13 protein-coding genes are annotated in these 14,902 nt (G+C 51.4%); 9 read left to right on the top strand and 4 right to left on the bottom strand.

Annotated features, from left to right (window positions below; all coding sequences use genetic code 11):
- Nucleotides 1–2: 2 nt before the first annotated feature.
- Nucleotides 3–260 carry an accessory factor UbiK family protein gene (locus tag B5T_RS20785; protein WP_014996496.1) on the bottom strand — a complete coding sequence of 86 codons (258 nt, stop codon included), beginning with the start codon at nucleotides 258–260 and terminating at the stop codon, nucleotides 3–5.
- A gap of 309 nt (nucleotides 261–569) precedes the next feature.
- Between B5T_RS20785 and glnK the strand changes: the two genes are divergently transcribed.
- Nucleotides 570–908: a P-II family nitrogen regulator gene (gene glnK, locus B5T_RS20780; RefSeq protein WP_014996495.1), complete on the top strand. Its 339-nt coding sequence runs from the start codon at nucleotides 570–572 to the stop codon at nucleotides 906–908.
- A 76-nt stretch (nucleotides 909–984) separates the two neighbouring features.
- Nucleotides 985–2,244: an ammonium transporter gene (locus B5T_RS20775; protein WP_014996494.1), complete on the top strand. Its 1,260-nt coding sequence runs from the start codon at nucleotides 985–987 to the stop codon at nucleotides 2,242–2,244.
- Nucleotides 2,245–2,510: 266 nt separating this feature from the next.
- On the opposite strand, the gene B5T_RS20770 is transcribed toward B5T_RS20775, so the two are convergent.
- Complete coding sequence (locus B5T_RS20770; protein WP_014996493.1) at nucleotides 2,511–2,765, bottom strand: IS5/IS1182 family transposase; 255 nt, start codon at nucleotides 2,763–2,765, stop codon at nucleotides 2,511–2,513.
- Between the two features lie 73 nt (nucleotides 2,766–2,838).
- On the opposite strand from B5T_RS20770, the gene B5T_RS20765 reads away from it, so the two are divergent.
- The 6 genes from B5T_RS20765 (at nucleotide 2,839) to B5T_RS20735 (ending at nucleotide 12,044) form a co-directional block, all read left to right on the top strand.
- Nucleotides 2,839–3,537, top strand: a complete 699-nt coding sequence (locus tag B5T_RS20765) for a response regulator transcription factor (RefSeq protein ID WP_237740375.1) — start codon at nucleotides 2,839–2,841, stop codon at nucleotides 3,535–3,537.
- 8 nt (nucleotides 3,538–3,545) lie between these two features.
- A complete protein-coding gene (locus B5T_RS20760; protein WP_014996491.1) occupies nucleotides 3,546–4,934 on the top strand; it encodes a sensor histidine kinase in 1,389 nt (462 codons plus the stop codon).
- Nucleotides 4,935–5,377: 443 nt separating this feature from the next.
- Nucleotides 5,378–6,208 (top strand): MipA/OmpV family protein, encoded by an 831-nt coding sequence (locus tag B5T_RS20750; protein WP_014996490.1) that lies wholly within the window; start codon nucleotides 5,378–5,380, stop codon nucleotides 6,206–6,208.
- 196 nt (nucleotides 6,209–6,404) lie between these two features.
- Nucleotides 6,405–7,808, top strand: a complete 1,404-nt coding sequence (locus B5T_RS20745; RefSeq protein WP_014996489.1) for an efflux transporter outer membrane subunit — start codon at nucleotides 6,405–6,407, stop codon at nucleotides 7,806–7,808.
- Nucleotides 7,789–8,910 (top strand): efflux RND transporter periplasmic adaptor subunit, encoded by a 1,122-nt coding sequence (locus B5T_RS20740; protein WP_014996488.1) that lies wholly within the window; start codon nucleotides 7,789–7,791, stop codon nucleotides 8,908–8,910. Before B5T_RS20745 ends, B5T_RS20740 begins: the two co-directional genes overlap by 20 nt.
- On the top strand, nucleotides 8,907–12,044 hold the full coding sequence (locus B5T_RS20735) for an efflux RND transporter permease subunit (protein ID WP_014996487.1): 3,138 nt from the start codon (nucleotides 8,907–8,909) through the stop codon (nucleotides 12,042–12,044). Before B5T_RS20740 ends, B5T_RS20735 begins: the two co-directional genes overlap by 4 nt.
- A 50-nt stretch (nucleotides 12,045–12,094) precedes the next feature.
- Here B5T_RS20735 and B5T_RS20730 read toward each other — a convergent pair whose 3' ends face one another.
- A complete protein-coding gene (locus B5T_RS20730; RefSeq protein ID WP_014996486.1) occupies nucleotides 12,095–12,847 on the bottom strand; it encodes an SDR family oxidoreductase in 753 nt (250 codons plus the stop codon).
- Nucleotides 12,848–13,091: 244 nt separating this feature from the next.
- Nucleotides 13,092–13,769, bottom strand: a complete 678-nt coding sequence (locus tag B5T_RS20725; RefSeq protein WP_014996485.1) for a histidine phosphatase family protein — start codon at nucleotides 13,767–13,769, stop codon at nucleotides 13,092–13,094.
- Nucleotides 13,770–13,890: 121 nt separating this feature from the next.
- Between B5T_RS20725 and B5T_RS20720 the strand changes: the two genes are divergently transcribed.
- Nucleotides 13,891–14,802 (top strand): LysR family transcriptional regulator, encoded by a 912-nt coding sequence (locus B5T_RS20720; RefSeq protein WP_014996484.1) that lies wholly within the window; start codon nucleotides 13,891–13,893, stop codon nucleotides 14,800–14,802.
- Nucleotides 14,803–14,902 lie beyond the last annotated feature (100 nt).

Raw genomic sequence — 14,902 nt, 5'->3', positions numbered from 1 at the left:
CGCTATTGTTCGTCTGATTGCGCGGCGCGCTCCAGCGCCGCCACCTGCTTTTCCAGCGTTTCCAGCTTCTCGCGGGTGCGTTCCAGCACCCGCTGTTGCACATCGAATTCCTCCCGGCTGATCAAATCCAGCCGCGCCAGCGCTTCGCCCAGCACTGCCCTTATACTGTGTTCCACATCGTCGCGCAGCTGCCCCGGATCCCCGGGCAGGCGCCGCTGAATGTCGGCCATTAGTCGATCGATAAAGGGTTGGCTTTGCATGGCCGTAGGCTCCACTATGCGTTCAGTCGGCGTGATGGTATCACTCCAGGTCGGGGTTGTGCGGCACTGACTGCCGTGCCCCAAAATGGAACGCGCTCCAAGTCGGTGCACTATTATACCGCAGCGGAGTCGGAGCGTGGCCCGCGTCGGCGATGTAACCCTTTGAGAAAGCGTGACTTTTTAAAACTGGCATGGGTCGTGCACAAGATGGGTCAGAGCGTTCGCGCAAGTGGATGGATCGGGAACCAAAGAGGGGCCTGAAACGAAACGGACGTTACCGGACGCGTTAAGAGCGTTGAGGAGATAGCAATGAAACTGGTTACAGCCATTATCAAGCCGTTCAAATTGGATGATGTGCGTGAAGCACTGTCCGAGATCGGCGTTCAGGGCATCACCGTTACCGAGGTCAAGGGTTTCGGCCGCCAAAAGGGGCACACCGAGCTCTATCGTGGTGCGGAATACGTCGTCGACTTCCTCCCCAAGGTGAAGATCGAAGTGGCCATTGCCGATGGCAGCCTGGACCAGGTGATCGAAGCAGTCACCAAGGCCGCCAACACCGGCAAGATCGGTGACGGCAAGATCTTCGTCACCAATCTCGAGCAGGCCATTCGCATTCGTACCGGCGAAACCGGTGAGGATGCCATTTAAGAAGTTTTAGAACGTGTGCTGAATCGACCCATGCCAAGGCTTTTGGACACGTTTTTATTTCTCGGAGGGTTGCAACGTGGAAAACCAAATCTTTGAATTGCAGTACGCCATCGACACTTTTTATTTCGTGATCTGTGGCGCACTGGTGATGTGGATGGCCGCGGGCTTCGCCATGCTGGAGGCGGGCCTGGTACGCGCCAAGAACACCACTGAAATTCTGACCAAGAACGTGGCGCTGTTCGCCATCGCTTGCACCATGTACATGGTGTGCGGCTACGCCATCATGTACGACGGTGGCATCTTTCTGAAAGGCATTACCGACTTCGATCTGGGTGGCGTGTTGTCCGCTTCCGCGGAGAACGGCTTCGATGGTGATTCCGTTTACTCTGGTGCGTCCGACTTCTTCTTCCAGGTGGTGTTCGTGGCCACCGCCATGTCCATCGTTTCCGGTGCCGTGGCTGAGCGGATGAAGTTGTGGGCGTTCCTGCTGTTCGCCGTGGTCATGACCGGCCTGATCTATCCGCTGGAAGGCGCCTGGACCTGGGGTGGTGCCGACGTCTTCGGTATGTATAACCTGGGCGACCTGGGCTTCTCCGACTTCGCCGGTTCCGGCATCGTGCACATGGCCGGCGCCGCCGCCGCTCTGGCTGGGGTGCTGCTGCTCGGTCCGCGTAAAGGCAAGTACGGCGCCAACGGGCAGATCAACGCCATTCCCGGCGCCAACCTGCCGCTGGCGACCCTGGGTACCTTCATCCTGTGGATGGGCTGGTTCGGCTTTAACGGCGGTTCCGTGCTGAAACTGGGTGACGCCGCCAACGCGCACTCCGTGGCCGTGGTGTTCATGAACACCAACGCCGCCGCCGCCGGTGGCGCCATCGCCGCCCTGATCGTGGCCCGTATCCTGTTCGGCAAGTCCGACCTGACCATGCTGCTCAACGGCGCTCTGGCCGGGCTGGTGGCGATCACCGCCGAGCCGTCCACGCCGACACCGCTGCTGGCGACCCTGTTTGGTGCGCTCGGTGGTGTGCTAGTGGTGTTCAGCATCGTCACCCTGGACAAGCTGAAAGTCGACGACCCGGTGGGCGCCATCTCGGTGCACGGCGTGGTGGGTCTGCTGGGCCTGCTGCTGGTGCCGATCACCAACAGTGACTCGTCCTTCTCCGGTCAGATCATCGGCGCCCTGACCATCTTCATCTGGGTGTTCGTGGCCAGCCTGATCGTCTGGGGCATCCTCAAGGCGGTGATGGGGGTTCGTGTCACCGAGGAAGAAGAGTACGAAGGCATGGATCTGGTGGACTGCGGTATGGAAGCCTACCCGGAGTTCGTGAAGAGCTGATCGACAACCTTCCCGACGAAAAAAGGGCGCCTGCGAGGCGCCCTTTTTTGTGGCCACCCGTCCTGAATAGAGTTGACACGCTCAATTCGATTTTCCAGGGAGTCTTCATCCAATTGGCGGCGCTTACCTGGGCGCATCGCGATGTGCCCCTGAATAAGGTTTTCAGCACAAATATAGGCGGAAATTCGGGGAGGCTATCATTAACAAAATTTAATGTGTCAGCAACCCCGAGAAAAGCCGGAAGCCTTTATCCTTTGATTTTCTGTTCAAATCAAACAAAAGGAAAATCGATGTGATACCCAATCGCTCAGGTTGTAGAACAGTTGCATACAATGTATACGCAGCATGACTTCCAACGGATAGGGTTGGCGGCCATTCCCTGACTTGGGATAATAGCGTCGAATATGGTTTTCCAGGCGCTTCCAGGGGATCAGCTTGTCCATCTGCTCGAGAAACTTCTCGCGCCGGATTTTCTTCTTTTTGTAGTTGTACTCGGCTTCGGCAAAGCTGATTTGATTCATGGTCGGGTGCTCTCGGGAAATTTTGGATATTATGACAAAATCGGGAAATTATTCAGAGGTTTCCTGGATTAAAATGAAAGAACGCGAGGTTCTGTTGCGCATTTTAGTTGTAGAAGATGATGAAACGGTTCGGTCTTATATCCTGAAAGGATTAAGCGAACATGGCCATACGACAGAGCAGACGGACTCTGGCCGTGATGGTCTATTTATGGCTACAACGGAAGAATTTGACGCCATTGTTCTGGATCGCATGCTTCCTGCACCGGATGGCATGACGATTCTAAAAACACTACGCGCCAGTGGAATCCAAACCCCTGTGTTGATTTTAAGCGCATTGGGGGATGTTGATGATCGGGTAGACGGGTTAAAGGCCGGCGGAGATGATTACCTGGTTAAACCGTTTCAATTTTCCGAATTGATGGCACGACTTGAGGTTATTGCCAAACGCCATAACCCTAGACAGTCAGCAGATACCATACTTAAGGTCGCGGATCTGGAATTGGACTTGCTGAAACATAAAGTCACAAAGAACGGCCAGGCCATAGAAGTTCAACCACGTGAATTTCGTTTGCTGGAATATATCATGCGGAATAGAGGTAAATTGGTGACACGCACAATGCTGCTGGAACAGGTTTGGGATTATCATTTCGATCCGGAAACCAACGTGATAGATGTACATATCAGCCGCATCCGCAGCAAGATTGATGATAAGGGAAAAGCATCCTTTATAAAAACGGTGCGCGGCTCTGGCTATATTTTTAGAGAAAATTAGGATTTTTTATGCAGCTCGGCGCATGGATTAGCAATGTTCGCAATCTGGCCATTCTTTATACAGGCGTATTGATCATTGCGGCTTGTGTGGCGGGCAGCTTTTTGTATATCGCTTATCACGGCAATACTTATACGGAAACACAAGCCGCGTTAGAGGTCGATATTCACGGTTTTAGTGATGTTTATGACTTCTCCGAAAATCCAGAGGCGACACTTCGTAAGGCCGTTGAGCAGCGCCTGGAAAGCCCAGATATCGGCAGTTTTTATTTGCTGAGTGATAAAAATGGAAACCGCATAACAGGCAACCTGTATACAGTGCCTAGCGTTATGGAGGATCAAGACGGTGATTTTGTTCTTTATGATATCCCTTATGGTGAGGTGATTGGCAATGCACCGGAACAAAAAGATGCATTTTTTCCGCATTATGATGTTTTAGCCAAAACGCTCACAGTGGGTGACGGTATGAGTCTGCTTGTCGGGCGCGATGTTGATGCGTTTCAAACTCTTGAAGCGGCTATTATGGGGGTGGCCTGGATTACAACTGCCTTGGTTTTCATGATGGCGCTTATCGGGTTTTTGATGGGAGCCATGATTTTGAAGCGCATGCGCTTGATTCATCAAACAGCAGATACGGTTATTAAAACAGGAAAGCTTTCTGCGCGTATTCCTACTGAGCACGCAACGGGTGATTTTAAGCCGCTTGCCGATACTTTTAATAACATGTTGGGGCGCATTGAAGATTTGGTCGCGGGAATACGACAAGTTTCAGACAATATCGCTCATGATCTACGTACCCCCTTAACACGGTTAAGTCATCATATCGAGGCTCTCAAAAAAGGAGAAAGCGATGTTAGCATTGATGATATCGCTGATGAAACAAACCGCATGATTGCAACTTTTAATGCTCTTTTGCGGATTGCCAATATCGAACATGGAAAGCGACGTTCAGCATTTTGCAGCGTTGATCTGAAGGCACTTTTAAATGATTTGTATGAATATTATACGCTGCTGGCACAGGAAAAAAATATTACGCTGAATATGGATTTGCCTATGGTTATCCCCCATATAACGGGAGATAAAGATCTTCTGTTTCAGGCGTTTTCCAATATGATTGAAAATGCGATGAAATTTACTCCTGAAGGCGGTCATATTACGATTCGGGCTCTCAATAAGGATGAAAAAATACACATCGTATTAACAGATACAGGATCTGGCATCCCTGATGAAGACAAGACACGAGTGTTTCGGCGATTCTACCGCGTGGAAGCCAGCCGCCATGCGCCTGGAAACGGCCTTGGATTGGCGCTTGTAAAGGCCGTCATGGATTTACACAAAGCGCAAATTTCTTTGGAAGACCATACTCCCTGTGGCTTATCTGTCACAGTGATCTTTTCGTAACTGTCCGAGCAACACCACATGGCCATTCATTCAGGCCTAAGATCGATCACTTTATGTAGCAGCGCATAGCTTACTCGCCAGGATATGCGGTCAGCATGATTCACGACGGCCGCTGTTATCTGATTCAAACGGATCACCTCGCCGGAGCGTTCTATACCTTCGCCATCAACGGGTTCGGGTTTTTTGTGCTTTCTCCAGTCTTCTCTTCAACAAGTTTTTTCATGATGATCTCCGGCTTTTTGGGGAGCTCAGAATGTAACGACTTGGAAGACCAATTATTAGGTGGGGTTGGGCGGACAGTTACGCCTTTTCTAACATTAACAATCCTTAATTTGCTCTCAACCTGTCAGTTAGACGCAACCATCTAAGCTGTAATTGTTCAATCGCCCTTTAAAGTATTTTGGGCGGGTGGAAGGCTAACTAAACAATGATAGGGAGGTGCTATGAAAAAGCTTATGGTGGCTTCGTTCGCGGCTTTTACAATGTCGGGAAGTGCCGCAGCATATGCCGAGGAACTCGGCTGGAGAAATTCCTCATACGAACACGGTGAGGAAGAAATGGGAACACGCAATTGGAAAGATTGGGATGTGACAATCGGAATCGGCGGTGAGTATGGCCCTGTTTCTCCAGGTGTTGATAAAACAGAGTTTGATGCTTTTCCCTATGTCGACATTGAATACAAAGATCGTTACTTTCTGAATTTTGAAAGAGGCTTGGGCGCGTACCTTCTGCGCTCGGAAGATGAGCCTGAATATGCTTTGGGTGTTGCTGTAGGATATGCTGAAGGTCGGAAAGAATCAGATGCCAGAGCAGAACTAGATGGGCTGGGTGATATCGATGGGGCAGCAGAAGTCGTTCTTTTCGCCGAAGGTGAAATCGGATTTTTTGAAGTCGAGTTTGAGGTCGCAAAAGCTTTTGGCGATCATGATGGCTTCACTGCCGAACTTTCTGCTGGCGTTGATGCGCCTGTGACAGACCGCTTGTTTGTCGGTGTAGCACCGTTTATCGCCTATGCCGATGATAAGTACACCCAGAATTTTTACGGTGTATCTGCATCACAAGCTGCAAATTCTGCGACTTACAGCCAATATGATGCCGGTGGTGGCCTTGAAAGCTACGGCATTGAATTGGAAGCGAATTACAGAATTACACAGAATTGGTCTGCCATGACCTTTGTCAGCTATACAAGATTGCTAGGCGATGCCAAAGATTCCCCGATTGTTGATAATGAAGGGTTCTTTAGTGCCGGTGTGGGATTTGCCTACACATTCTAATCTAACACTTCTTTATTTTTTCTCCTCCGCACTGGAAACCGGCGTCATTCACGAGTCGGTTATTAGGCGTTGGTTGCCGTTTGATAAATATAGAGTGGGCAAAATTATAAATGCACTTCACTCAAAACATGGAACCTTTCCAAGAATTAATATTTTGCTCACCCAATGGTGAGGAAGCGTTCGTTAGAATTAAGTCATGATGCTAAAATATGCGACCTTATCTATATGTCTCTTACTATTACCGGCATGTTCCGTGATTTCAGCCACGGATCGGCCTGATTTTTCTGCGCGTATGCCAGAACATTTCTTTAGTGCCGATAAAACGGTGAATGCCGGTTCGATATATTGGTCAGAAATTTTCAGTGATTCGGTTTTACGAAGGGATATTGAGGCCCTTAATACGGAAAATTTCGAACTCGAAGCTGCCCGTGCGCGAGTAGAACAAGCCGCAGCCAGTTATGGTATGGAACGGGCTGATCTGTTCCCTAGCCTCAATGCCACAACTGATTTTGAACGCAAAAGAGAAAAAGAGGATGGCGGATCATCGGAGACAAGCAGTGCCATTGGCTTTGGGGGGGCGCTGAATTGGGAATTGGATATCTGGGGGCGTTTACGTGCAAAAAAAGAAGCAGCAAGCCTCAGTCTTGAAGAACAAAAAGCACTGGTTGATCAAACAGCACTTAATTTAAGCACTGTTTTGGTGGAAAGCTGGATCGCTCATCACACAGCCTCCAAGCTGGAAATGATTTTACAGCGACAAAAAACAACAAATACACAATTTTTAGAGCTTACCGAACTGCGTCTTGAACAAGGGCAAGGAAGCGCACTTGATGTTCTCCAACAGCGTGGGCGTTTAGCGGCAACCAAACGCGAGATCCCTTCTGTTCAGGCCGATAAGATCAATGCTGCCAACGCCTATGATGTTTTGCTGGGGCAAATTCCTGATGGACAGGCTTTGCCGCTTGAAATATGGCCAGATATAAACCCGTTTTCCTCTCTGCCTACCTCCAAAGAACTGATGGAAAGTCGTCCCGATATTCGGGCAGCATTCCTTGCTCTTTTGGTGGCAGATCAGGATGTTGCCGCAGAGATTGCCAACCGTCTGCCGAAGCTTTCTATCGGACTGAATTACAGTATTACAGGCAATACACTTTCCAATATCGGTGATGGAAAAATTGTGAGTTTTACCACCGGTTTGCTTGCACCGATTTTTGATGCTGGGCGGCGCAAAGCCGAAGTATCACGCCGTGAGGCAATGGCTAAAGAAGCCCTGGCGGATCTTGAACAATCCATGTTGGTTGCTGTGAAGGATATTGAGAACGGATTAAGCAGCGAACAGGCATTGTTTAAAGAGAGAACTTTACTGAGCGAAGAAATCTCTATCGCCCAGCAAACCGTGAGCAAAGCCAAGTTGCGCTACGTCAACGGGCAAGAGAATTATTTAAGCGTTTTGAGTGCGCTGGAAAATCTACAGAACCTGCATAGACATGAAATTAATCTGCAACGTGACTTGTTGATCAACAGGGCAAGAATCTTGAAAGCCTTTGGTGCTACGTGGCATTTAAAAGAAGGGAATGTGAATGAAATACCCGAAACATAAACGCTGGCTAGCACCTGCGATTCTGATTACAGGCTTGATAATAGCTTTTTTGCTGATGGCTAACGAAGAGGATGAGCTGCCTACCGGTTTGCTTTCAAAACCGTTGACGGTTGAGGTCATAAAAGCGCAACGCAGTACAACACAGCTTGATGTTCCGGCCTGGGGATTGGTAGAGCCGCGCGAACAAGTTGATATTCGTCCGCAAGTTGAAGGCTCTATCGTTTCGGTTTCTGATCATATTGTCGCAGGTGCAGCCATCAAACAGGGGGATGTTTTATTTACCATTGATCCCCGTGATTTTGAAAATCGCTTAGCCGAAGCCAAAGCCACTTATGAACAAGCCATGCAAGCCCTTGAAATTGAAAAAGGACAGCAAAAGATTGCCCGTGCAGAATATAAGTTGCTGCAGCAAAATGACAGCACCATAAAAAGCAACGCTTTAGCTCTTCGTCAGCCACAATTAAAAGAGCGAGAGGCGGCACTGAGTATGGTAAAGGCGCAATTAAAACAGGCAGAGCTTGATTTGGAACGCACAACGCTTAACGCGCCTTGTGACGGTCAAATCATAAAAGAAAATATCGCTGCCGGACAATATGCGGAAAACGGCACAATTGCGCTGAGTATAGCCTGTACAGACAGCTATCATATCACCGCATCTTTTCCCTCTGACTATGGCGTTGATGCTACAAAGCAAAAAGCCACAGTTACAATCAACGACAAGGCATATCCGGCAACCCTTAAAGCCGTCTTGCCGCAAATTGATCCGGACACGCGACAAAAACAGGCTTTGGTATCCGTGTCCGATGTGGTCTTGCCGTTAGGATACTATGCTGCCGTAACCCTTCCCGGTCTTGAGTTTCAAAATGTTATCGCTTTACCAAAAGCCGCGTTAAGAGAAAATAACACAGTCTGGATTTTTACAGCCGACAGTATGCTTGATATTCGTTCAGTGACACTTGCTGCGCAAAATGACGAACGGATCTTTGTTGCTAACGGGCTGGAAAACGGTGCGCAGGTTATCCTCTCTCATATCGCATCGCCCCTAAAAGGTATGGAGCTTCGCTTACCTGAAACCAAACGGAATCAGGGTGATGCGTTATGAATAAATTATTAGAAAACATTCTACAGCGCCATGTGATTGCCAATATCTTGATGGCTGTTTTCATTGTTGGCGGCTTGTTAAGCGCACAATCAATCCGTCAGGAAGTTTTACCCACGACCCAATCTAAAACCGTGCAAATATCTGTCGCATTTAACGGAGCACAACCTGCGGAAATTGAAACCGCCATTCTGCTACCGATTGAAAATGCTGTACGAGGCATGGACGGTCTCAAAAAGGTTCAGGGGGTTGCACGTGAAGGATTGGGCACTGTCACACTGACATTGCTTCGGAGTGCCAATCCCAATCAAATGCTGGGTGATATCAAAAATGCCATAGACCGTATCGAAACCTTCCCAGTAGATGCAGAAAAACCGGTTGTAAGCATCCCCGCGGAAATTGAGAAAGTTATGTCGCTGGTCGTATCTGGTGACCAGCCATTGCTCTGGTTGCGGCAAACGGCAGAAAATATCCGCGATGATCTTCTTACCGAGAAAGGATTAACCAAAGTTCAACTGGCAGCACCGGGTGAGCAAGAAATCACAGCCGAAATCAGTGAAAAAACGCTACGCGCACATGGTTTGTCATTGGAAGATGTTGCCCTCCGCATTCGAGATACAGCGCAGGATTTAGCCGGTGGCACGATTTATACGCCGCAGGTTGATATTGGACTGCGTACGAATGAGCGCCGCGAATGGGCGCACCAATTTTCAAATATTATAATCAAGGAAACAGCGACAGGCTTACCTCTAAGGCTTTCGGATATCGCCACGTTACAAGACGGCTTTGGAAACTCTCCGATTGAATCCTGGTATAACGGCAAACCGGCGATTCAGATTGACATTTTTACAGCCGGAGTGGAAACGCCAACCTCAGTTGAAGAAGTTGTCAGAGATTACCTGCCTGGCGCCATACGGAAATACAAGGGCGTTTCTTTAGATATTTTTGAAAATGACGCGCAAACCTATCGTGATCGTCTCAGCTTGCTCATTGATAACGCTTTTTTAGGGCTGGTGCTGGTGATGATCGTGCTTGCTCTTTTCCTCACACCGCGCCTGGCATTTTGGGTGATGATGGGGATTCCCACCTCGCTTTTAGGCGGGTTGATGCTTTTGCCGCTGTTTGGCGCAACGATTAACGAGATTTCATTGTTTGCCTTTATCGTCACCATTGGCGTGGTGGTAGATGATGCCATTATGCTGGGTGAAGCCATCCACACCAATCGCAGTAAGGGCATGGATAATTTAAGCGCTGCGGTCGAAGGGCTTAAAGAAATGGGCGTGACGATTTTGCTGGCGGTCAGCACAACCATGCTTGTCTTTATGCCTATGTTTTTTATTCCAAAGCCAATGGGAACGATGATGGAGCAAATACCGGCTGTGGTAGTGTCGGTCTTGCTGGTTTCCCTGATTGAATGCCTTTTTGTTCTCTCAACACATCTGGCACAGGGTAACCCCCAACGTCCCTGGCTTAAAACTTTGTCCCGTCCGCAGGAAAGGGTCAATGCATGGCTGGAGAATTTTACCCGTGAAACGTTCCGCCGCTTTGTCCGTACGATATTGTTACGCCCGACGGCAATACTTTGTCTGGCCTTATCCCTATTGTTTATTACGTTTTCTGCAACTGTCGGCGGCATGATTGGCTTCATTTTTACCCCGCCTGTGCAATCTGACACGGTTATTGCCCATGCAACACTGCCCTATGGTTCACCAAAGGCACAGTCCATTGCCATTCAGGACAAAATGGTCAAGGACGCGCAGGCCGTATTCGCAGAATCAGGCATGAGAACACCCGGTATTTTCTCTTTAATCGGTGTGCGTCTTGATGAAGGAGAAATTGAATCGGAATCTCTGGCTGGATCACATTATATATCAGCACTGGCGGCTCTGCCGCCCGAAGATGAACGGGTGATAAACGGAATAGAATTTGCGCGGCAATGGCAAGAACGATTTGGTGATCCCGGTGGGCTTGAAGCATTGACCTTTACCGGTGAAACGAACGTAACCGGTGGAGAACCGATTCAAATAGAGCTTTTCCATCCGGATGAAGCTGTAGCGCGTGAAGCTGCATTGAAACTAGGTGAACGTATGCGATCTGTTGCCGGTCTAACGGCAATTGATGATGGTTTGCGTGCTGGCAAACCTGAATTAAAGATCAAACTTAAAGATAATGCCTTACAAATGGGATTAACGGCAGGTGATATTGCAAGGCAAGTCCGGCATCGTTTTTATGGCGCAGAAGCCCTGCGTATTTCTCGAAACGGTAACGATGTTAAGATGATGGTACGCCTTCCTGAAAAAGAACGCCAGCAACGCAGCGCCCTTGATCATGCGCTGATTAAAACACCTGGCGGATCTTTAGTGCCACTAACCGAGCTTGTCACAATCACATCCGAACGAAGCACCACTACGCTTACTCGCCGTGATGGAAAGCGCATTTACCCTGTGACAGCCGATATTATGATCGGGGCCAGCGATGATGCTGTGGAGGATGTATTGGACGATAGGTTGGTTCCGCAAATACTGGCGGAGTATCCTGGACTCACAGTTAAATTTGCCGGAGATGAAGAAGAAACCGATGGATCAATGGAGATATTGGGTAATGGGTTTTTTATTACGCTTTGCATTATATATATTTTGTTAGCGCTGCGATTCAATTCTTATGTGCAGCCGCTTTTGGTTCTCTCTGTCATTCCGTTTGCGTGTATTGGGGCTGTATGGGGGCATATCCTGATGGGATATGACATTTCCATTATCTCCATCATCGGTATTCTTGCAATGTCCGGGGTGGTGGTGAATGACTCTTTGGTATTGGTTACGGCTTATAACCGTTTTCGTATGCAAGGAGTGCCGCATGTCAGAGCAATCACCGAAGCAACATGTAGCCGTTTGCGCCCCATTCTTCTAACAACCCTGACAACGTGCCTTGGCCTAACGCCAATGATGCTTGAAACATCTGAACAAGCGCAATTCCTAATTCCTATGGCTGTTTCGATTATCTTCGGCCTTGCGTTTGGAACGTTTATTGTTCTGTGTTTGATGCCAGTTTTATTGCGATTGTTCGGTCTTAAAAAAATGCCGAGCATGAAGCAATACCCTTCCGTAGAACAACGCTACCCAGCGAATAAATATGACTGAGGTGTCAACCTATTCCAGGACTAGACATGATTGATGACCATCCTGTCGCCTTATGTCATCCGTTTGACCACCGACAACGGCAGCACCGTCATGGCAAAACCCAGCGGCGCCCAGGGCCAGCGTGGTACGTAGGCTTTGGCCGGTTCCTTCTCGATGGCTTCCACCAACTGCCGGCAGCCGGTTTCCAGATCGACGATAAACGGCGCGTTTTTCACCTGGGCGTTGATGTCGGTGCGGATGTAACCGGGATAGATCGTGCTCACCTTGATCGGCTTGCCGAGCATCTCCATGCGCAGGCCCTCGGCCAACGCGGCCACGCCGGCCTTGGTGGCGGAGTAGGTGTTGATGTTTTTACGCAGGCCGCGCAAGGCACTCATGGAAGACACCACCACCAGATGGCCGCTGTTCTGTTCGCGGAAGATTTCCATGGCCGCCTCGCACTGAGCCAGGGCGGCGACGAAGTTGGTCTCGGCGGTCTGGCGATTGGCGTGGAAATGGCCGGTGCCCAGCGGTTGTCCCTTGCCGATGCCGGCGTTGACGATGATCCGGTCCAACTGACCCAACTCCGCCTTGAAGGCGCGGAATACGTCGAAGACCTGCTCGTAGTCGTTCACGTCCAGTGGCCGGATCGCCACGGTGATGTTCGGGTGTGCCTGTTCCAGCTCGTTTTTCAAGGTTTCCAGTTTATCCAGGCGCCGGGCGCAGAGGGCCAGGTCGCGGCCCATGGCGGCGAACCGCCGGGCCATGCCCATGCCCAGTCCGGAACTGGCGCCGGTAATCAGGATGGTTTTGCGGTGCGGCATTGGGAGTCCTTATACGCCTTGAAGTGCCGGTGGCCTGCGAAGCCGCTGTAGGAGCCAGCCCTGCTGGCGAATTCACCCCTCCTGTGTTGGGTATTCGCCAGCAGGGCTGGCTCCTACAGCTACAGTGGTCTCGTCGTGCGGGCCAGTAAGCGTGCCAGTGGATTATGGAGCGGTAGAGGGATAGTGCCGCTAACCGTGGCGGCCCGCCAGTCCCTGCGGGCCTTTCCATGCCTTTTCATAGCAATCAACGATAGGTAAGCAGCTCGCCGCGCAGGTGCAGGTGCTCGTTGAGTGTGGCCAGACGCAGGCGGCCGGCATTGACCAGCAGACGGGTGACGCTGGTGTTGACCAGGCCGCGATTGAAGGTGATCAAGGCATCATCGGCCAGTTCAAGCAGATGCTGTATGGCCACGCTGATGGCGCCGCCGGAGGTGAACACCAGGACGGAATCACCACGTTCCAGGCCATTGGCCAGGCTGTAAAGCGAGGCCAGAACCCGCTCACGGAATGCCGGCCAGGTTTCCTTATAGTCATCTTCGTTGCGCTGCCAGCGTTGCAGGGCCTCCTCGAAACGGGCCTGGAAGGCGCGTCGGGGATTGGGCTGCTCGGCCAGCCAGGCGGACAGCGCCTGATGATCGGCGGACTCCGGCCAGTGCACGTGCAGCAGGCTCTTATGGTCGTATTCGTCGAAACCATGATCGGTCTGCCATTCCTTCGGCAGGGCCATTTGTTCCAGTGTGGCTTCGGCGGTCTCCCGGTGCCGGCGCAACGAGCCGCACACCGCCTGAGGGGCGCCCAGGTCCTGCTCGCTCAGATGGCGGCCAAGGATCCGGCTTTGTTCCCAGCCGTTGTCGGACAGGGCGTCATAGTTCTCCGCGCCAAAGCTGGCCTGGCCGTGGCGGATCAGATAAATCACAGGCATTGCGTACTCTCCCGGAGTCCGCTGGCGCCGGTGCCAGCGAACGCAGCAACCATTGACCTCATGCTAGGTATCGGTTTTCAATAAATCGAATGAATATTTGAAATAATTCCGGATAAAACTCATGCATGTTTCGCGCTTCGATCTGAACCTGTTCGTGGTGTTCGACGCCATCTACACGGAAGGGTCCCTGACCCGGGCGGCGCGGGTACTCAACCTCACCCAGCCGGCGGTGAGCCACGCTCTGGCGCGATTGCGGGAGCGTCTGGAGGACCCGCTGTTCGTGCGGCAGGGGGCGCGCATGGTGCCCACCAGCCGGGCCCGGGCCATGGTGACGCCGGTGCGTCACGCGCTGGGAGGCTTGCAGCGCTGCCTCAGTCATGAAGGGGGCTTCGATCTTGGCGAGGCGGAGCGCACCTTCGTGCTCGGGCTGCGCGATGGTCTGGAAGGGTGTCTGTTACCGCCGCTGATTTCCGCGTTGGTGGACGAGGCCCCGGGCATACGCCTGCAGTCAATGACGGTGCCGCGCCGGCAATTGGCCACGGAGCTGGCCAGCGGCCGCCTTGATCTGGCCACCGATATTCTGCTGCCGTTGCCGGAGTCGGTGCAGCATCGGCGTGTCATGCAGGGGCCCTTGGTGGTGCTGATGCGCGAAGGCCATCCGTTGGCCGGGAATCTTGACCTGCCCGCCTATCTGGCCGCCCAGCACGTGCTGGTGTCGTCCCGCCGCGAGGGCCCGGGAATGGAGGATTTCGGGTTGTCGCGGCTGGGCTATCGGCGTCACATCCGGTTGCGCTGTCAGCATCATCAGGCCGCGTTGTCCACGGTGATGGGATCCGACCTGCTGCTGACCCTGCCGGAGCTGCTGGCTCGTCAGCTGGCGCCGAAAGGGGCGCACACCGAGTTCTTGCCGGTGGACATTCCCGGGCTGGAGTTACATCTGTACTGGCACCGGGATCAAAGCGCCGACCCCGGCCATAGCTGGTTACGACAGAAGGTCATGGCGGTTATGGAACAATTGTCCACTCATCCTTAATGCGGTGGTTTCTGTTCCCTCTTTGTTCGTATTGTGTGACTTATGTCTCACTTGTACCGTTTTAGCTCCCCGCTGTCGCGGGGAGACCAAAAATGAAGGG

Source organism: Alloalcanivorax dieselolei B5 (genome assembly GCF_000300005.1).
Classification (GTDB): domain Bacteria; phylum Pseudomonadota; class Gammaproteobacteria; order Pseudomonadales; family Alcanivoracaceae; genus Alloalcanivorax; species Alloalcanivorax dieselolei.
The sequence above is the reverse complement of the archived record's forward strand: the minus strand, read 5'-3'. Positions and strand labels throughout refer to the sequence as shown.